Origin of the sequence: Mesorhizobium sp. M2A.F.Ca.ET.046.03.2.1 (genome assembly GCF_003952425.1) — a bacterium.
Lineage (GTDB): Bacteria > Pseudomonadota > Alphaproteobacteria > Rhizobiales > Rhizobiaceae > Mesorhizobium.
This window is the reverse complement of the sequence record NZ_CP034449.1, coordinates 4,357,737-4,375,000: the sequence shown is the minus strand read 5'-3', so window position 1 is coordinate 4,375,000 and position 17,264 is coordinate 4,357,737. Positions and strand designations below refer to the sequence as shown.

Below are 17,264 nucleotides of genomic sequence, written 5' to 3'. Positions count from 1 at the left end.
AGATGGCTCTGGCCGCCGGCCACACGACCAACCGCCCCTATCCGCCCTTCGACCCGTTGCAGGTGTTCGGCGACGACAGCGACGACAACGCCCAGCCGGCAACGGCCACCGCGGCCGCCGCGCAGATCTACGGCGCCAAGGTCGAGAGCGAAATGAGCCTGAAGACGGTCGATTTCCCGATCGAGACCGCTTCCTTCGACGAAAAGAGCGACCTTTCCGCCGACGAGGTGGAAAAGGTGGTTCGCGACGCCAGCAACGGCTTGAGCGACGGCGCCGTCCAGGTGGCGGCGCTGCATTATGTCGATCCGCAGCGATTCGGCGACGCCTTCGCCGAATCGATGGCCGGTTCCTACGACGTGAAGATCACCCAGGAAAACGTTTCGGTGGCGCCGCGCGCCACCCTGGAAGATCAGACGCCGGCCTTCGCCGAGGAAATCATCCCCTTCACCGAGGATACCGAGATCGCCGAGGCCTATGCCGATTCGGGCTACACCGGCGCTGACGCCACCGGCATGGCGGAAGCGATCGGCAAGTTGTTGAACGCCACGGCGCTCAAGGCCGGGACGGTGCTGCGTGTCGGCCTCGAAGTGCGCGGCGACATCGCCAAGGTCGTGCGCACCAGCGTCTATGACAAGACCACGCACATCGTCACCATCGCGCTCGACGACCGCGGCCAGTTTGTGCCGGCCCAGGAGCCGGAGCCAAATCCCGAGCTTTTGACGGCGTTCGATGATTCGCAGCCGGTGGTGGTGCGCGGCAACCTGCCCAATGTCTATGACGGCATCTATCGCACCGCCTATTCCTACGGCATGTCGAAAGCTATGACGCAGAAGCTGATCAAGCTCCTCGCTTCCGACGTCGATTTCCAGTCGCGGCTTTCGCCGGCCGACCGGCTGGAGGTGCTGTTCTCGCAGCCCGACGGCGACGACCAGACCTCCGACAATTCCGAGCTTCTCTACGTGTCGGCGACCTTCGGCGGGCAGACGCGGAATTTCTATCGCTTCCAGATGCAGGACGGCAGCACCGACTATTTCGACGAGAACGGTTCGAGCGCCAAGCAGTTCCTGCTGCGCAACCCGCTCCCCAACGGGCGCTTCACCTCCGGCTTCGGCGCGCGCCGTCACCCGATTCTGGGCTATGTGCGCATGCACACCGGCACGGACTGGGCTGCCCCCATCGGATCGCCCATCATCGCGGCCGGCAATGGCGTCGTGGAAAAGGCCGGCTGGGCCGGCGGCTATGGCAAGCAGATCATCATCCGCCATGCCAATGGCTACGAGACGTCCTACAACCACCAGAGCGCTTTTGCCAAAGGCATCGAGCCCGGCGTCCATGTCCGCCAGGGTCAAGTCATCGGCTATCTCGGCCAGACCGGCCTGTCGACGGGCCCGCATCTTCACTACGAACTCATCGTCAATGGCACCAAGGTCGATTCGATGCGCGTGCGCCTGCCGGTCGGCAAGGTGCTGAAGGGTGACGATCTCGTGGCCTTCAAGAAAGAGCGCGAGCGCATCGACGATCTTCTGAAGCAGGAAGACGGCAACTCGCTGAAGGTCGCCAGCGCCAAGACTGATTCGCAGCTTCCGAACTAAGCAGTTCCAGGAACCGCTCCACCTGTTTCGACGCAATTCCAGACGGAAGGCTACGGCGAAGTCGACGGGCCTAACCGCTCACACTTTTCCTGGAATTGCTCTAATCGCGCGATTCGTCTGTCTGCCGCGGCCAGGGCGATGCCTGTCCGGGAACCGTGAACCAGGCGATAAGGGAAGAAAGCACGCAAAGCAACGCCGTGACCGCCGCGACCGCGGTGAAAGCCGAATCGCTTGCCGCCACTCTGGCCGCGTCGAGATTGGCCGCAAGCCCGGAAGCGGGCGGCTCGCCGAAACCTGGCACCCCGGAAGCATTGCCGATGATCCGCGCGTAAACCCAGGCCGCCAGCGAACCCATCGCCGCCACCGCGATCAGGCCGCCGACGCGCGAGACCGCATTGTTGATGCCGGACGCGGCGCCGGTATCCTTATCCTCGACGGACGTCATGACCGCGGTCGACAACGGTGACACGACTTGCGCCATGCCTAGCCCCATCAGCGCCATCAGCGGAAATGTCCCGGTCCAGAAATTGTGGATGCCGAAATGCGTGAGCAAAGCGAGGCCGGCGAAGGCGATAGCGACGACCATGCTGCCGCAGGCGATCGGAAAGCGCGGACCGATCCGGTCCGACCACTGGCCGACCGGCCCGGACAGAAGCGCGATCAATGCCGACAGCGGCAGGAAGATGAAGCCGACCTCGGCCTCGCTCAACCTCCAGCCGGCGATCAGAAGCATCGGCAGGTAGAACAGATTGGCCGACAGCGCGAAATAGAGGAAGAATGTCGCCAGGTTGGCGCCGGCAAAGGCGCGGATGCGGAACAGGCCGAGATCGATCATCGGATCGCGCTGCCAGCGCTCATAAGCGATGAAGACAAAGAGCAGGACCACACCGGCAACGATCGCGGGCGTTGACAGCATTCCGCCGCCTTTGGCATTCATGGCCGTCAGTCCATACGCGAGCAGGCCGAAGGCAAGCGTCGCCAGCGCGGCGCCCCCAAGGTCGAGGCTGCGTTTTTCGGTCGGTTTGTCGGCCGGCACCTTGGCCAAAAGCAGATAGATGGAGATCAGCCCAAGCGGCAGGTTGATGGCGAAGATCGCGCGCCAGACCCCGTTGCCGAACGTCGTCAAAACAAAGCCGCCCAGAACGGGGCCGAGCGCCGTGGTCAGCGCCGATGCGGCGGCCCAGATGCCGATCGCCCGGCCGCGCTCCTTCTTCGGATAGGCTTTGGCGATGATGGCGAGGCTGCCCGGCACCATGATCGCCGCGCCGATGCCCTGGATGGCGCGGAAGGCGATCAATATGGCCGGATCGGGCGCCACCGCGCAGGCGAGCGAGGCGGCGATGAACAGCGCGATGCCGGTGACGAAGGCGCGCCGCAGCCCGAACCGGTCGCCTGCGGCACCGCCAGCCAGGATGAGCGCCGAGAGCGTCAGCGCATAGGCGTTGGAAATCCACTGCGCTTCCGCCAGGCTGGCGCCGAGGTCGGCGCGCAGCGCCGGCATGGCGATCGCCAGGATCGAGCCGTCGATGAAGCCGAGCGCCGAGGCAAGGATTGCCGACACCAGCACGAATTTGCGCTGCGTTTGGGGACAGAACGTGCCGTTCGCCCGCGTGGGCGAATGCGAATCGGCCGTGGTTTCGTTCGCGGATGACATGAATCCCTGCTTAGCCCTCCGGAATGATTGCAACAACGAGCCAGAGCATCGCTGTTCTTGAAATCAGATGGCACTGGCCGGTGGCGAGGTGAGCGGCAATCTTGAAGGCAAACCGTCGATCGCGTGCTAGGTTCCAACATTAGGTATGGAGGGGGAAGCCATGAAGCGACCGCTCGAACCGTCGGCGGAAGGACGCGGGCGCATCGTCGGCATAACCGACGGCGTCTTCGCAATCGCGCTGACCCTGATCGTCCTGGAGATCAGGGTGCCGGCGCATGAGGCGGTGCACTCGGAAGGCGAGCTGCTCGGAGCGATCCTCGCGCTCGCGCCACGCTTTCTGACCTATGCGCTGAGCTTCCTGACGCTCACCATCTTCTGGTTCGGCCAGCAGGCGCAGCATGGCCTGATCGCCAAGTCGGACCGCAGGCTGGCGACGCTCAACCTGTGCTTTCTTGCCTTTATCGCACTATTGCCCTTCTCGACCGACCTGCTGGCCGATTTCCTCGAGTTCAGGATCGCGGTGCTGGTCTACTGGCTGAACCTGCTGATGCTGGGCGCGACGCTGTTCGCCAGTTGGTGGTATGCCGACAGGAACGGCATGATCGCCGAGGACGTCGACGCTGAAACGCGGCGCACCGTCTACAATCGTATCGTCAAGGCGCAGACCCTGTGGGCGGTCGGCGCGGCGCTGTGCCTGATCACGCCGCTGCTCGGCATAGGCTTCATCCTGCTGGTGCAGCTCATCTATGCCGCGGCGCCGCGCGCCTCACTGCTGCGTAAACTCATCGGTTGAGGTCCCGCCGACCTCCGCGATCGTTGGTCCGCCGACGAACTCCACCGTGACGCCCGGCGACACCAGCTTGGCAAGCTCGCGCGCATCCCAGTTGGTCAGGCGCACGCAGCCATGGCTCTCGGTCTTGCCGATCTTGGAGGGATCGGGCGTGCCATGGATACCGTAAGTCGGCTTGTCGAGCGCGATCCACACCGAGCCGACCGGACCGTTTGGTCCCGGCGGGACGGTCAGGATCTTGTCGTTCTGGCCCTGCTTGAAATTGATGTTGGGATTGTAGGTGTAGTTCGGGTCGAGCGCGATGCGCGAGACGGCATGGATGCCGGTCGGCGACGGCGTGTCGGCCGAGCCGATCGTCGCCGGATAGGCCGCGACCAGCTTGCCGCTGCCATCATAGGCGTAGACTTCCTTCTTGGTCTTGTCGGCGATGATGCGCGTCACCGGCGTCGAGACCAGCTTGCCGAAATTGGCGACCTTGATCATCGTGCCGGGGCGATTGAAGTCGACCCCCTTGTTGATCGACTTCAGATAGGTCTCGTCCATGTGGAAGCGCTCGGCCAGCGCCTCGGTGACCGAGGTGTAGCACATGCAGTTGAGCTTGGCCTTCTGGCTGTAATCCTCGGGGATCGAGGCGACATACGGGCCGGCCGCGTCTTCCGGCGTGATCGTGTAGGAAGCAAAGGGATCGCCGCCCGACTGGGCGAGCGCGGCCTGGATGCCGACCGCATCTGTCGACTTCAGATTGGTGCCGTTTATTTCGTTATAGGCGGCCAGCGCCTTGTCGACATTGGAGCCGAAGCGCCCATCGATCACGCCCGGCGAGGCGCCGCCGCGATCGAGCAGCACCTGCAGCGCGGCAACATCCTGACGCACCCCGAGCGACAGCGACGGATCGACACTGGCCTTGCCGCCCGTGTTCGGCGGCAACGAGGCCTGCGGATTGGTCTGCAGCACCTCGCCCTGGCCCGGCTGCTCCGGGTCGATCGACGCCTCGTTCAGCGGCTGGCGCTTGATCGTGTTGGACTTCGGCTCTTCCGGATAGGTGGTGGCGTAGCCTTCGTCATTGTTGGGCGCCGGCGGATAGGCATCGACGGAATTGTCGCCGCTATTGGGATCGTATTCGTCGACCGGCGGCGGGATGACCCGGCCATTCTCCTCCAGCTGCCGCCGGCGGAAGCGAGCCATGTCCTCGGGATTGTCGAGATAGTAGCGGTCGTCGTCCTCGGCCGGCGCGCGGCCGAGCTCCTGCATGCGCTGCCGGCGAAGCGCCCGGCGGTCGAGCCTGCTCCCCGGCGGCTGGATGGCGATGACCTTGCCGGTGTCGGCATCGACCAGCACCCGATTGCCCCTGGCGTCGTAATAGATATCGATATTGCCTTCCTGGGCCAGCATCAGCACGCCGCGTTCAGCCGGGCGCACGCCTTGCGGGCCATCCGCGCTCGGCGCGGCGAACGCGCCGGAAGACGCCAGCCCGGCCGCGAGTGCCGATAGGGAAAAGATCAAGCGCAGCATGGGGGTCAAGCTCTCCGGTCGACTCTGGCTTCTGACGGGCGAATCTTCGCCAGCAAACCAGTTACCCAAGTTAAGGTTCCAACATGAACCGGGCATGAAGATGGCGGATTTCAAGTGCCTTGAGGAACATCAGCCAGTTTGCGCGAGCCCCAATTGCTTGCGTGCCTGTGTGGTCAGCTTCAGCACGACCAGGCGGTGGCTTTCGCGCAGATAGTCCTTGAGCGCCGCATCATCCATGCTTTGGCTTGTCTGACGCTGGATCCATTTCATGCCGCGCGAAGCGAGATAGGGCGCCGGCCGGCAGCCCGGCTGATCCTTTAGCACGTCATAGGCCATCTCGGAACATTTGAAGGTGACGAAAAGCTCGCCGCCGTCGTTCCAGCCGCCGATGGCGAACACCTTGCCGCCGACCTTCCAGACATGGGCGCCGCCCCATTGGACGATATGCGTCGTGGCGGGCAATGAAGCGCAAAAGCCGTTGTAATCGTCGAGCTTCATCGAGTCCTTCCCGGTTATCCGAATCGGCAGCCGATTATGCGCAGTCACCGGGAATAACAAAGCGCGCCGCACCGGTGCGACGCGCTTCGCGTTCATTCAAGCTCGACCCGGATCAGGCGGCGGCTTCCGTCGCCACCACGGTCGGCTTCGAGCGGAAGTTCAGCCGATCGGAACCCGCCGTGACCTTGACGGTCGAACCGTCGAGGATCTCACCGAGCAGGATCTTCTCCGCCAGCGGATCCTGCAGTTCCTTCTGCATCACCCGCTTCAGCGGCCTGGCGCCATAGGCCGGGTCGTAGCCTTTCGAGGCCAGCCACTCGATCGCGTCGTGATCGAGCGACAGCGTGATCTTGCGGTCGACGAGCAGGTTCTCCAACCGCTTGAGCTGGATCTCGACGATGCGGTCCATGTCCTGCCGGCGCAGCCGGTGGAACAGGATCACCTCGTCGACGCGGTTGAGGAACTCGGGCCGGAACGAGGCTTTCACCACGCCCATCACCTCGTCGCGCACGGCATCGACATCCTGGTCGTCGCTGAGGCTGACCAGGTATTCGGCGCCGAGGTTCGACGTCATGATGATCAGCGTGTTGCGGAAGTCGACCGTGCGGCCCTGGCCGTCGGTCAGCCGGCCGTCATCGAGCACCTGCAGGAGCACGTTGAACACGTCCGGATGCGCCTTCTCGATCTCGTCGAACAGCACCACTTGGTAAGGCCGGCGCCGCACCGCTTCGGTCAGCGCGCCGCCTTCCTCATAGCCGACATAGCCGGGAGGCGCGCCGATCAGCCGGGCGACGGAATGCTTCTCCATGAACTCCGACATGTCGATGCGCACCAGCGCCGTCTCGTCGTCGAACAGGAAGCTGGCCAGCGCCTTGGTGAGCTCGGTCTTGCCGACGCCGGTGGGCCCGAGGAACATGAACGAGCCGATCGGCCGGTTTGGATCCTGCAGGCCGGCGCGGGCGCGCCGAACAGCCTTGGACACCGCCTGCACGGCCTCGCCCTGGCCGACGACCCGCTTGCCGATCTCGTCTTCCATGCGCAGCAGCTTCTCGCGCTGCCCTTCGAGCATCTTGTCGACCGGAATGCCGGTCCAGCGCGACACGACATGCGCGACGTGGTCAGGGGTGACCACCTCTTCCACCATGCCGGTCTTGCCGTCCTGGGCCTCGGCTTCCTTGAGCTTCTTCTCCAGTTCCGGGATCTTGCCATAGGCAAGCTCGCCGGCGCGCTGGAACTCGCCCTTGCGCTGCGCGATCGCCAGTTCGTTGCGCATCTCGTCGAGCTGCTTCTTCAGGTCGGCAGCGAGGCCGAGCTTCTGCTTTTCGGCCTGCCACTTCGTGGTCAGCGCGGTCGATTCCTCCTCGAGGCCGGCGAGTTCCTTCTCCAGCCGGGCAAGCCGGTCCTTCGAAGCCTCGTCCTTCTCGACCTTCAGCGCCTCGCGCTCGATCTTCAGTTGCATGATGCGGCGGTCGACCTCGTCCAGCGCCTCGGGCTTGGAATCGACCTGCATGCGCAGCCGCGACGCCGCCTCGTCTACCAGGTCGATCGCCTTGTCCGGCAGGAAGCGGTCGGCGATATAGCGGTTGGAAAGCGTCGCTGCCGACACCAGTGCGGAATCGGAAATGCGCACCTTGTGGTGCTGCTCGTATTTCTCCTTCAGGCCGCGCAGGATCGAGACCGTGTCCTCCACCGTCGGCTCGTCGACGAAGACGGGCTGGAACCGGCGGGCAAGGGCGGCGTCCTTCTCGACATGCTTGCGGTACTCGTCGAGCGTGGTCGCGCCGACGCAGTGCAGTTCGCCGCGCGCCAGCGCGGGCTTCAACAGGTTGGACGCGTCCATAGCACCGTCGGCCTTGCCGGCGCCGACCAGCGTGTGCATCTCGTCGATGAACAGGATGATGTTGCCGCTGGCCGAGGTGACCTCGTTGAGCACGGCCTTCAGCCGCTCCTCGAACTCGCCGCGATATTTGGCGCCGGCAATCAGCGCGCCCATGTCGAGCGCCATCAACTGCTTGTCCTTCAGCGATTCCGGCACGTCGCCATTGACGATGCGCAGCGCCAGGCCCTCGGCGATCGCCGTCTTGCCGACGCCCGGCTCGCCGATCAGCACGGGGTTGTTCTTGGTGCGCCGCGACAGCACCTGGATAGTGCGGCGGATCTCGTCGTCGCGGCCGATGACCGGATCGAGCTTGCCCGCGCGGGCGTCGGCTGTCAGGTCGCGCGCGTATTTCTTCAGCGCGTCATAGCCTTGCTCGGCGCTGGCCGAGTCGGCGGTGCGGCCCTTGCGGATATCATTGATAGCCTGGTTGAGCGCCTGCGCGGTGACGCCCGCCTTGGACAGGATGTCGGCGGTCTTGGCCGACTTCTCCATGACGAGCGCCTGGAGCAGCCGCTCGACGGTGACGAAGCTGTCGCCGGCCTTCTTGGCCAGGTCCTCGGCGGTCGAGAACACCTTGGCGAGCGGCTGGGCAAGATAGAGCTGGCCATTGCCGCCTTCGACCTTGGGCATGGCCTCGAGCGCCGTCTCGACGCCGAGCTTGACGTCGCGAGCATTGCCGCCGGCGCGCTCGATCAGGGACGCGGCAAGGCCCTCGTCATCGTCGACGAGCACCTTCAGCATATGTTCAGGTGTGAATTGCTGATGGTTGCGCGAGAGCGCCATGGTCTGCGCGGACTGGATGAAGCCGCGCACGCGCTCCGAGTATTTTTCAAGATTCATATCTGTCTCCTTCCGTCACCGGCCCGCTTTGCGGCACCGGATCAGATTGCGGTGACGGACCCGCTCATAGGAGCCGAGCCCTGTTCAGCCGAGATATGGTGTATGGGGTGCGGTCCCTCAAGACGCCTTGACGTCGATCAAAGCAGAATATTCCACTGCATGTCGCCCCAAAAGCGCGCGGCGCTTTTGGGCCAAGCGACATGCATCGAGCAAAGAGAGCTAAAGCGTGCCGTGACGCGCTTTAGCCGCGCGCGAACGAAAACGGCGGAGAAAGATCCCCGCCGTCTGCAATGCCTGAAATGGCGTTTGTGTCAGTTGTTCGCGTCGGCGGTCACAGGCTCGCCGGGAGCTTCGCCGGCGACCGGCGCCGGCTCGCTGGCGACAGGCTCGCTTGCCGGCCTTGCCTCTTCGGCGGGCTTGGCGCCGGCCTCGCCGCCATTGCTCGGCGCATTGTGTGCTTCGCCCGCCTTTTCGGGGCTTGCGCCCTGCGGCTGGTCGCCCTGCTCGCCATTGCCGGCCTGGTCGGCGTAGGTGCCGCGCGGGCGGCGCGGACGCCGCGGCCGGCGACCGCCGCCATTGTCCATGGCGGCTTCGTTGAGCTCCGCCTGTGCGGCGAGCGCTGCCGGCGAGAAACTGTCGAACTGCGGCGCCTGCTCGGCCTGGGGTCCGGCTTCTCCAGCGGCCTCGGGCTGCGCCGGGGTCTCATTGCGCCGGTTCTGGTCGAACTGCTGGCCGCCATGCTCGCCGCGCTGGGCGTTGTCGCCACGCTGACCGTTCTGGCCATACTGGCCGTAGCCGCCGTTGCGGCGGTCACGATGCCGGTCGCGGCCATTGTTGTCGCGGTTGTCGCGCTGGTTGTTGTCGCGCCGGTTGTTGTCGCGGCCGTTTTCCTGGTTGTAGGCGAGCTCCGCCGGCGTGCCTTCGATCACAGGCTGCGGCCCCGAGCCGTTCGCCGCGGCCGGCGCCTCGGCTCCACCGCCGTTGCTGTTGCCGACAGAATCGAACTCGTCACGATCCTCATCGAGATCATCGTCGAAGTCGTCGCGGTTTTGCTGGGCGTTCTGGATCGGCATCTGCGCCTGCGCGGCGGCAATGATGCGATTGTAGTGCTCGGCGTGCTGGAGATAGTTCTCCGCCATCACCCTGTCGCCGGAGCTCTGCGCGTCACGGGCGAGTGTGGCGTATTTTTCGGCGATCTGTTGAGCCGATCCGCGGATCTTCACGTCCGGGCCGTTGCTCTCGTAGGTGCGGGTCAGGGGATTTGGCCCCTTGCGGTTGTTGTTGTTGCCACCGCCGCCATTGTTGTTGCGACCGCGCATGCGCCTGTTCTGCTGTTGTGGCCTCATTAGACTCTCTTCATAGTGAATTTTCGAAAAACTCTTCACGAACGGAGGCGCTCATGCAGCCAGCCGTTTCGTTTCTTCACCGGCGTTCGCCCGCATCAATTGCGTTGGCGCCACGTGCCATCCTGTTCCGGTTACATCACTTGCCGGACGATTCCCGCACGAAGCTTGGGCGTCGTTTGCGCAAGAAGGCAGCTATTTCCAAGGAAAACCGAATCGCTGGGAGCACTGCCTGCTTCGTCTCATCCGGTTGAGCCGGACCCTAACTGCATTCCCTTATATTGCCAAGCGGTTTTTTCGCGCTGTATCAGGGCTTTCGCCGCTCGAACACCAGAACTCTGTCATTGCCGCCGAGGTCGCGATGTGTTCCGGTTAACACATAGCCCGCTGCCGCGAATATTCCGCTGACCTCGTTTTTCTGCGTGTGGCCGATCTCGACCGCTACCCTGCCTTGCGTTTCCAGAAATCCTGCCGCTTCGGCGGCGATGACCCGGTAGGGGTCCAAACCATCCGCACCACCATCCAAGGCCCGGTGCGGGTCGAAATCGCGGACCTCGTCCTGCAGATTTCCAATCTCTCGACTGGGTATATAGGGAGGGTTCGAGGCAATTACATGGTAGGAGCCCGAAACTTTTTCGAACCAGTTGGAATGCAAGGCTTTGAAGCGCCCGCCGAGCCCCAGATCCCGGGCATTTCCGGCCGCAGTCGCCAATGCGTCTGGTGAAATGTCGACGCCCGTCGCGGTGGCAACCGGAACGGCGTTGAGCAGGGCCAGCGCGATGGCGCCGGTTCCGGTGCCGAGGTCGAGAATGCGGCATTCGCCGAGCCTTTCCGCCGTTGTCCTGGCGAAAGGCAGAATGGCGTCTACCAGCGTCTCGGTGTCCGGCCGCGGCTCAAGCGTCTCCGGTGAGAGCGACAGGCGCAAGCCGTAGAATTCGCGATAACCGAGGATGCGGTGCGCCGGCTCGCCTGCGACGCGACGCCTCAGGGCGGATTCGATGGCCGAAAGCGCCGCCGAACCCACCTTTTGCCCTGGGTCGGCAATTGCCTGGGTGCGGGTCGTGCCGGAAAAATGTTCGACGATCAGCCGGGAATCGAGCCCTGGATCGTCAATGCCGGCGGTGGCCAGACGTTCGCGCGCCGCCCTGAGCAGCGGGCCAAGCGCGGCGGGCAGTCGATCAGCCATCGAGGCTCATATCGGCAAGCAGCTTCGACTGATGGTCGGCGATCAGCGCGTCGATGACCTCGTCGAGCTCGCCCATCATCACCCGGTCGAGCTTGTAGAGCGTGAGGTTAATGCGATGGTCGGTGACGCGCCCTTGCGGGAAGTTGTAGGTGCGGATGCGCTCCGACCGGTCGCCGGACCCGACCTGCGATTTGCGTGACTCAGAGCGCTCCTCATCCGCGCGGCTGCGCTCGAGGTCGTAGAGCCGCGCGCGCAGGATCTGCATGGCGCGCGCCCGGTTCTGGTGCTGCGACTTCTCCGCCTGCACCACCATGATGCCGGTTGGCAGGTGGGTGATGCGAACCGCCGAGTCGGTGGTGTTGACGTGCTGACCGCCGGACCCCGAGGCGCGCATCGTATCGATGCGGATATCCTCCGGCCGGACGTCGATATCGACCTCCTCGGCCTCGGGCAGCACAGCGACCGTCGCCGCCGAGGTATGGATGCGCCCGCCGGCTTCGGTTTCCGGCACGCGCTGGACGCGGTGAACGCCGGATTCGAACTTCAGATGCGCGAACACGCCCTTGCCCGACACCGAGGCGATGATTTCCTTGTAGCCGCCGACCTCGCCGTCGCTGGCCGAAACGACCTCGAAGCGCCAGCCGCGCGAGGCGGCATAGCGCTCATACATGCGGAAGAGATCGCCTGCGAACAGTGCTGCCTCGTCGCCGCCGGTGCCCGCGCGGATTTCGAGGATGGCGTTCCTTTCGTCGGCCGCATCCTTGGGCAGGAGCAGGATTTGGATGTCCTTCTGCAGCGCCTCGATGCGGCTCTCGACCTCCGGCAGGTCCGCCTCGGCCAGGGCCCGCATCTCGGCATCGGTTGCCTTGTCGGCGAGCATCGCCTCGAGATCCGCCTGCTCCTGCTCGGCTGCTCGCAACGACCGGATCTTGCCCACCATCTCCTGGATGTCGGCATATTCGGAAGCCATTTTGACATATTGATCGGCGGCAGGCCCGGCCGCCATCTGCGCTTCGAGCATGTCGAAACGCTTGACGACTTGATCCATACGGTCGCGAGGCAGGTTGATCATGGTCTTCGAACTTCGATGGAATTCACGTCAGGGCGAGTCGAAAATGGCGAGTTTCGAGAACTGGAGCCGAATGTACATTTAGGTACATGAGCACCGGGAGCGCAGAAAATCGCCATTTGCAGACCGCCCTCACGTGAATCTAGAGCGGAATAGAACGGTCGTCGGCAAACGCCTGCAGCAGCGCCCGCATCGGCGTTCCCAGGCTGGGCGCCATCAGATTGTCCTTGAAGAAGTCTTTCAGCTCCTGCAGCGGCAGCTCTGTCAGCATCGCCTTGACCGGGCCGATCGAGGCCGGCGACATCGAGATCGAGCGGAAGCCGAGGCCGATCAGCGCCATTGCCGAGATCGGCTTGCCGGCAAGCTCGCCGCACAGCGTCACCGGCGTGTTGTTGCGCACGCCGGCATCGGCAATCGTCTTCAACACCCGCAGGAACGGCGCCGAAAGCGTGTCGAAACGGTCGGCAAGCTGCGTGTTGCCGCGGTCGACCGCCATCATGAACTGGAAGAGGTCGTTGGAGCCGACCGAAACGAAATCCACCGCCTTCATAAGTTCGTCGAGCTGGAACAAGAGCGAGGGCACTTCCAGCATCGCGCCGAGCTTAAGGCTGGTGGGCAGGTGATGGGCAAAGCGCGACAGGTGCCGGACCTCCCGGTCGATGATCTCGCGCGCCTGCGCGATCTCCGACAGCTCGGTCACCATAGGCAGCATCAGCTTCAGCTCGCGGCCGCCGCTGGCTTTCAGCAGCGCCCGGATCTGCGTTCTGAGCAGGCCGGGACGATCGAGCGTGAGCCGGATCGCGCGCCAGCCGAGCGCCGGGTTTTCCTCCTGGATCGCGCCCTTGAAATAAGGCAGCACCTTGTCTCCCCCGATATCGATGGTGCGGAAGGTGACCGGCTTGCCGCGCGCGGCATCGAGGACGTCGCGGTAGAGCCGCTCCTGCGCCTCGGCGCGCGGGAAGGTCGAGGCGACCATGAACTGCAATTCGGTGCGGAAGAGTCCGATGCCGGCGGCGCCCGATTCGGTCAGCTGCGGCAGATCGACGGCAAGACCCGCATTCATCAGGAGATCGACCGGAACGCCATCCTTGGTCAGCGACGGCTTCTTGCGCAGTTCCCGGTACACTTCCTGCCGTCGGGCCCGGAACCGGACCTTTTCGGCATAGGCGGCCTCGAGATCCGACTGCGGCCGCAGGTGGATGGTCCCTTCCTCGCCGTCCACAATGATGGCGTCGCCGTTTTCCGCCATGGAAACGGCGCCCTTCATCTGGCCGGCGACGGGAATGCCCATGGCGCGGGCGACGATGACGACATGGCTGGTCGCGGCGCCATCCTCCAGCACCAGGCCGCGCAGCTTGTCGCGCGGATAGTCGAGCAGTTCGGCCGCGCCCATCGAACGGGCGACGATGATGGCGTCCTTGGGCAGCGCGGCCGCGACATCCTCGGGGCCGCGCCCCATCAACTGGCGCAGGAGCCGGTTGGCAAGGTCGTCGAAATCGCTCATCCGCTCGCGCAGATAAGGGTCTGTCATGTGCAGCATGCGGGCGCGCATGTCGCTCTGCACCTTCTCGACCGCCGCTTCCGCGGTCAGGCCGTTGCGGATCGCCTCTTCCAGCCGGCGCACCCAACCGCTGTCATTGGCGAACATGCGATAGGCCTCGAGCACCTCGCGGTGCTCGCCCTCGAAGGCGACTTCGCGCCGCTCCAGCATGTCGTCGATGGACAGCCTGAGCGAGCCGAGCGAGGACTGCAGCCGGCGCACCTCCTCCTCGCTGTCCTCGTTGAACAGGTTGGTGACGACGATGCGCGGCTCGTGCAGCACGACATGGCCGAGGCCGACGCCCTCGTTGAAGGAAAGGCCGGTGAAGCTCACCGGACGGCGCAGGTCGAGCTCCAGCCCGGGCCGGGTCAGGCGCGCGAGATCGCCGGTGGCGATCATCTCGGCGATCACCATCGCCGTGGTTTCCAGCGCCTCGACCTCGTCGTCTCGATAATGGCGCATGGTCTTGTTCTGCACCACCAGCACGCCCAGCGTGCGCCCCGCCCTCAGCACCGGCACGCCGAGGAAGGAGTTGTAGATCTCTTCGCCGGTCTCCGGCAGATAGGCGAAGGCCGGGTGCTCCTGCGCGTTGGACAGGTTGAGCGGCCGCGCGCTGGCGGCAATCGTGCCGACCAGGCCCTGCCCCAGCCGCAACTGCGACAGGTGGACGGCGTTGGGGTTCAGACCTTCGGTGGCGTAGAGCTCGAGCACGGAGTCGGCGCGCAGCACATAGAGCGAGCAGACTTCCGCCACCATGTTGGAGGCGATGTCGCGCACGATACGGTCGAGCCGCTCCTGCGGCTCCAGCGGCTCCTGCATGAGCTCGCGAAGCCGTTTGAGCAGAACGCGCGGGCCACCGGCCGTATCACGCATCGCGGCTTGTTCTCCAATGGGCATTTCGCCCGCCGCAGTTTCTCCCGCGGCCGGCGTTCACGCAACAACTGACTCAGTTCTTGCTATTGCTTATCCAGACCGTAGACGGAATGCAAAGTACGAACTGCAAGTTCCGTATAGGGACCATCGATCAGTATCGAGATTTTGATCTCGGAAGTGGTGATGGCGCGGATGTTGATCGCCTTGTCGGCCAGCGCCTTGAAGGCGGTGGCGGCGACGCCGGCATGGCTCCTCATGCCGATGCCGATGACCGAGACCTTCGACATGCCGGCTTCCGACTGCACGACATCGTAACCGACTTCGGCTTTCAGCTTGTCCAGCACGGCAAGCGCCTTGTCGACATCGCCCGACGGCACCGTGAAGGTCATGTCGGTGAACTTGCCGTCCTCGGAAATGTTCTGGACGATCATGTCGACATTGATGTTGGCCTCGGCCAACGGGCCGAAAATGCCGGCGGCGACGCCTGGACGGTCGCCGACGCGGCGCAGCGAAATCTGCGCTTCGTCCTTGGCGTAGGCAATTCCGGTGACGACCTGCTGTTCCACGATCTCTTCCTCGTCGCAAATAAGCGTTCCGGGCGGATTGAGTAAATCCCCCATTCCGGGCGCATCGGGATCGTCGAAGGACGACCGCACGAAGGTACGCACCCTGTGTACCATGGCAAGCTCCACCGAGCGCACCTGCAGAACCTTGGCGCCAAGCGAAGCCATTTCGAGCATTTCCTCGAAGGAAATCTTGGCCAGACGCCGGGCTTTCGGCTCGATGCGCGGATCGGTGGTGTAGACGCCGTCGACATCGGTATAGATGTCGCAGCGGTCGGCCTTCACCGCCGCCGCGATCGCGACGGCGCTTGTATCGGAGCCGCCGCGGCCGAGGGTGGCGATGCGGTTGTCCGGCCCGATGCCCTGGAAACCGGCGATGACCGCCACCTGGCCCTCGCCGAAGCGCTTGATCAGGAAGGCGCCGTCGATGTCGAGGATGCGCGCCGCGCCATGCGCATTGTCGGTCTTGATCGGGATCTGCCAGCCCTGCCACGAGCGGGCGTGCACCCCCATGCTCTGCAGCGTGATCGCCAACAGGCCGGCGGTGACCTGTTCGCCCGAGGCGACGACCGCGTCATATTCGCGCGCGTCATGCATCGGCGAGGCCTCGCGGGTCCAGGCGACCAGTTCGTTGGTCTTGCCGGCCATGGCCGAAACCACGACCGCCACCTCATGGCCGGCATCGACCTCGCGTTTGACATGGCGCGCCACATTGCGGATGCGGGCGATGTCGGCGACCGAGGTTCCGCCGAATTTCATCACGATACGCGCCATGGAAGCGAAATGCCTTTGACTGAAGCCGGCGCACGGCCGGAACCGAAGGAAACGCCAGGGGTTAAGCCAGGCGCGGAAATGCGCGGCCTCCTTAGCCAAAACAACAAGGCTTCGCAAGCGAGCGAGCCTATAGCCGCCCCGACGACGCTCATCCTGACGGATTTCTGTCGCCGATCATGCCATAGACTGCCGAAACCCGGCCTTTGGAGATTCTCATGACCGAAACCCTGGAAATCGTCACCTTCCGCCTCAAGCCCGGCTCCGAAGCCGGCTTTGTCGCCAACAACCGGGTCATGACCGACTGGCTCGCCCGGCAGCCGGGCTTTCTTGCCCGTCACCTAGGGAAGCGTGAGGATGGCACCTGGGTGGATGTCGTGCGCTGGCAGAGCCTGGATCAGGCCCAGGCGGCGGCAGACCGCATTATAGCCGAGATCGGCGACAGCGAGGCCATGCAGGCGATCGAGCCCGCCAGCGTTGTCATGAGCCATGCCGAGATTGCGCTGTCGCGCTGATCGCGCAACTTGCTCAGGCAGCGCTTCGCCACAGGCTTGGATAATCGACAACGAAGCCGGCCAACGAAACCGTCAGCACGGCCTCATAACCGAACATGGGCGCGGCGTAGGCGTAGCGGCTTTCGTCGAGCCGACGATAGGTCTGATCGAGGCGCACAAGCTCGAGCTGGGGAAAAGCCAGATAGGCGGCTGGGGCGGGCGTCGTCTTGCCGGGGCCAAGATCGAGGCGGCGGATCGGCAGAAGATTGGTGGCGGGTGTGAAACCGAGGTCGATGTCGACAAGGCCGGCTGCCTCCGCCTGGCCCTTGCCGTTGAGCAGCCATTGGCCGTCGGCCCGGCGCTCGATCTCAAAGCGCAACTCCTGCAGCGCGACAAAGCCGTCGACCCGCGCCGCGCGCGTGCGCCAGCCGGAATCACAACTCACCTCATAGGCAAGGCTGGACGACTTGCCGTCATGGACGAAGAGGGCATGTCCCTTGAGACACCAACCATCATCCGTCTCGCCGAGCAGGCAGGCATCGTGGCCTTCCTGGTCGAGCCGGCGCCAAAGGATCGAAGTCTCGATGCGCATTTTTGATCCTCCTGCCGGTGCCGGCTGTCCTGTATTCGTTCTTCATTCCGCTTTGTTTCGACGCGCGG

General features: G+C 64.4%; 13 protein-coding genes (1 of these 13 only partly in view). 3 read left to right on the top strand and 10 right to left on the bottom strand.

What is annotated here, in order from left to right:
* On the top strand, positions 1-1,592 hold the 3' portion of the coding sequence (locus EJ072_RS20855; RefSeq protein ID WP_189343063.1) for a M23 family metallopeptidase. It extends 388 nt beyond the left edge of the window; only the last 1,592 of its 1,980 coding nucleotides appear in the window; the start codon falls outside the window, past its left edge; it ends in the stop codon at positions 1,590-1,592.
* Positions 1,593-1,692: 100 nt separating this feature from the next.
* Here the strand turns inward: EJ072_RS20855 and EJ072_RS20850 are convergent, their stop codons facing one another.
* Positions 1,693-3,246 carry an MFS transporter gene (locus EJ072_RS20850; RefSeq protein ID WP_126081095.1) on the bottom strand — a complete coding sequence of 518 codons (1,554 nt, stop codon included), beginning with the start codon at positions 3,244-3,246 and terminating at the stop codon, positions 1,693-1,695.
* A 160-nt stretch (positions 3,247-3,406) separates the two neighbouring features.
* Here EJ072_RS20850 and EJ072_RS20845 point away from each other — a divergent pair, with 160 nt between their 5' ends.
* A complete protein-coding gene (locus tag EJ072_RS20845; RefSeq protein ID WP_126081094.1) occupies positions 3,407-4,039 on the top strand; it encodes a TMEM175 family protein in 633 nt (210 codons plus the stop codon).
* On the opposite strand, the gene EJ072_RS20840 is transcribed toward EJ072_RS20845, so the two are convergent.
* The 8 genes from EJ072_RS20840 to EJ072_RS20805 form a co-directional block, all read right to left on the bottom strand.
* Positions 4,013-5,548, bottom strand: coding sequence for a L,D-transpeptidase family protein (locus EJ072_RS20840; protein ID WP_126081093.1), 1,536 nt, complete (start codon positions 5,546-5,548; stop codon positions 4,013-4,015). The genes EJ072_RS20845 and EJ072_RS20840 overlap by 27 nt on opposite strands.
* 129 nt (positions 5,549-5,677) lie before the next feature.
* Positions 5,678-6,046 (bottom strand): MmcQ/YjbR family DNA-binding protein, encoded by a 369-nt coding sequence (locus tag EJ072_RS20835; protein ID WP_126081092.1) that lies wholly within the window; start codon positions 6,044-6,046, stop codon positions 5,678-5,680.
* A 112-nt stretch (positions 6,047-6,158) separates the two neighbouring features.
* Positions 6,159-8,765, bottom strand: a complete 2,607-nt coding sequence (gene clpB / locus EJ072_RS20830; protein ID WP_126081091.1) for an ATP-dependent chaperone ClpB — start codon at positions 8,763-8,765, stop codon at positions 6,159-6,161.
* 311 nt (positions 8,766-9,076) lie between these two features.
* Complete coding sequence (locus EJ072_RS20825) at positions 9,077-10,084, bottom strand: DUF4167 domain-containing protein (RefSeq protein WP_245466923.1); 1,008 nt, start codon at positions 10,082-10,084, stop codon at positions 9,077-9,079.
* 331 nt (positions 10,085-10,415) lie between these two features.
* Positions 10,416-11,294, bottom strand: coding sequence for a peptide chain release factor N(5)-glutamine methyltransferase (gene prmC, locus EJ072_RS20820; RefSeq protein ID WP_126081089.1), 879 nt, complete (start codon positions 11,292-11,294; stop codon positions 10,416-10,418).
* Positions 11,287-12,366 (bottom strand): peptide chain release factor 1, encoded by a 1,080-nt coding sequence (gene prfA / locus EJ072_RS20815; protein ID WP_126081088.1) that lies wholly within the window; start codon positions 12,364-12,366, stop codon positions 11,287-11,289. The genes prmC and prfA overlap by 8 nt, the downstream gene beginning before the upstream one ends.
* 139 nt (positions 12,367-12,505) lie before the next feature.
* Complete coding sequence (ptsP, locus tag EJ072_RS20810; RefSeq protein WP_126081087.1) at positions 12,506-14,776, bottom strand: phosphoenolpyruvate--protein phosphotransferase; 2,271 nt, start codon at positions 14,774-14,776, stop codon at positions 12,506-12,508.
* Positions 14,777-14,859: 83 nt separating this feature from the next.
* A complete protein-coding gene (locus EJ072_RS20805) occupies positions 14,860-16,113 on the bottom strand; it encodes an aspartate kinase (protein ID WP_126081086.1) in 1,254 nt (417 codons plus the stop codon).
* Between the two features lie 215 nt (positions 16,114-16,328).
* Between EJ072_RS20805 and EJ072_RS20800 the strand changes: the two genes are divergently transcribed.
* On the top strand, positions 16,329-16,625 hold the full coding sequence (locus EJ072_RS20800; RefSeq protein WP_126081085.1) for an antibiotic biosynthesis monooxygenase: 297 nt from the start codon (positions 16,329-16,331) through the stop codon (positions 16,623-16,625).
* 13 nt (positions 16,626-16,638) lie between these two features.
* Here EJ072_RS20800 and EJ072_RS20795 read toward each other — a convergent pair whose 3' ends face one another.
* Entirely contained in the window at positions 16,639-17,196 is a 558-nt protein-coding gene (locus tag EJ072_RS20795) for a putative glycolipid-binding domain-containing protein (RefSeq protein ID WP_126081084.1), read from the bottom strand.
* Positions 17,197-17,264 lie beyond the last annotated feature (68 nt).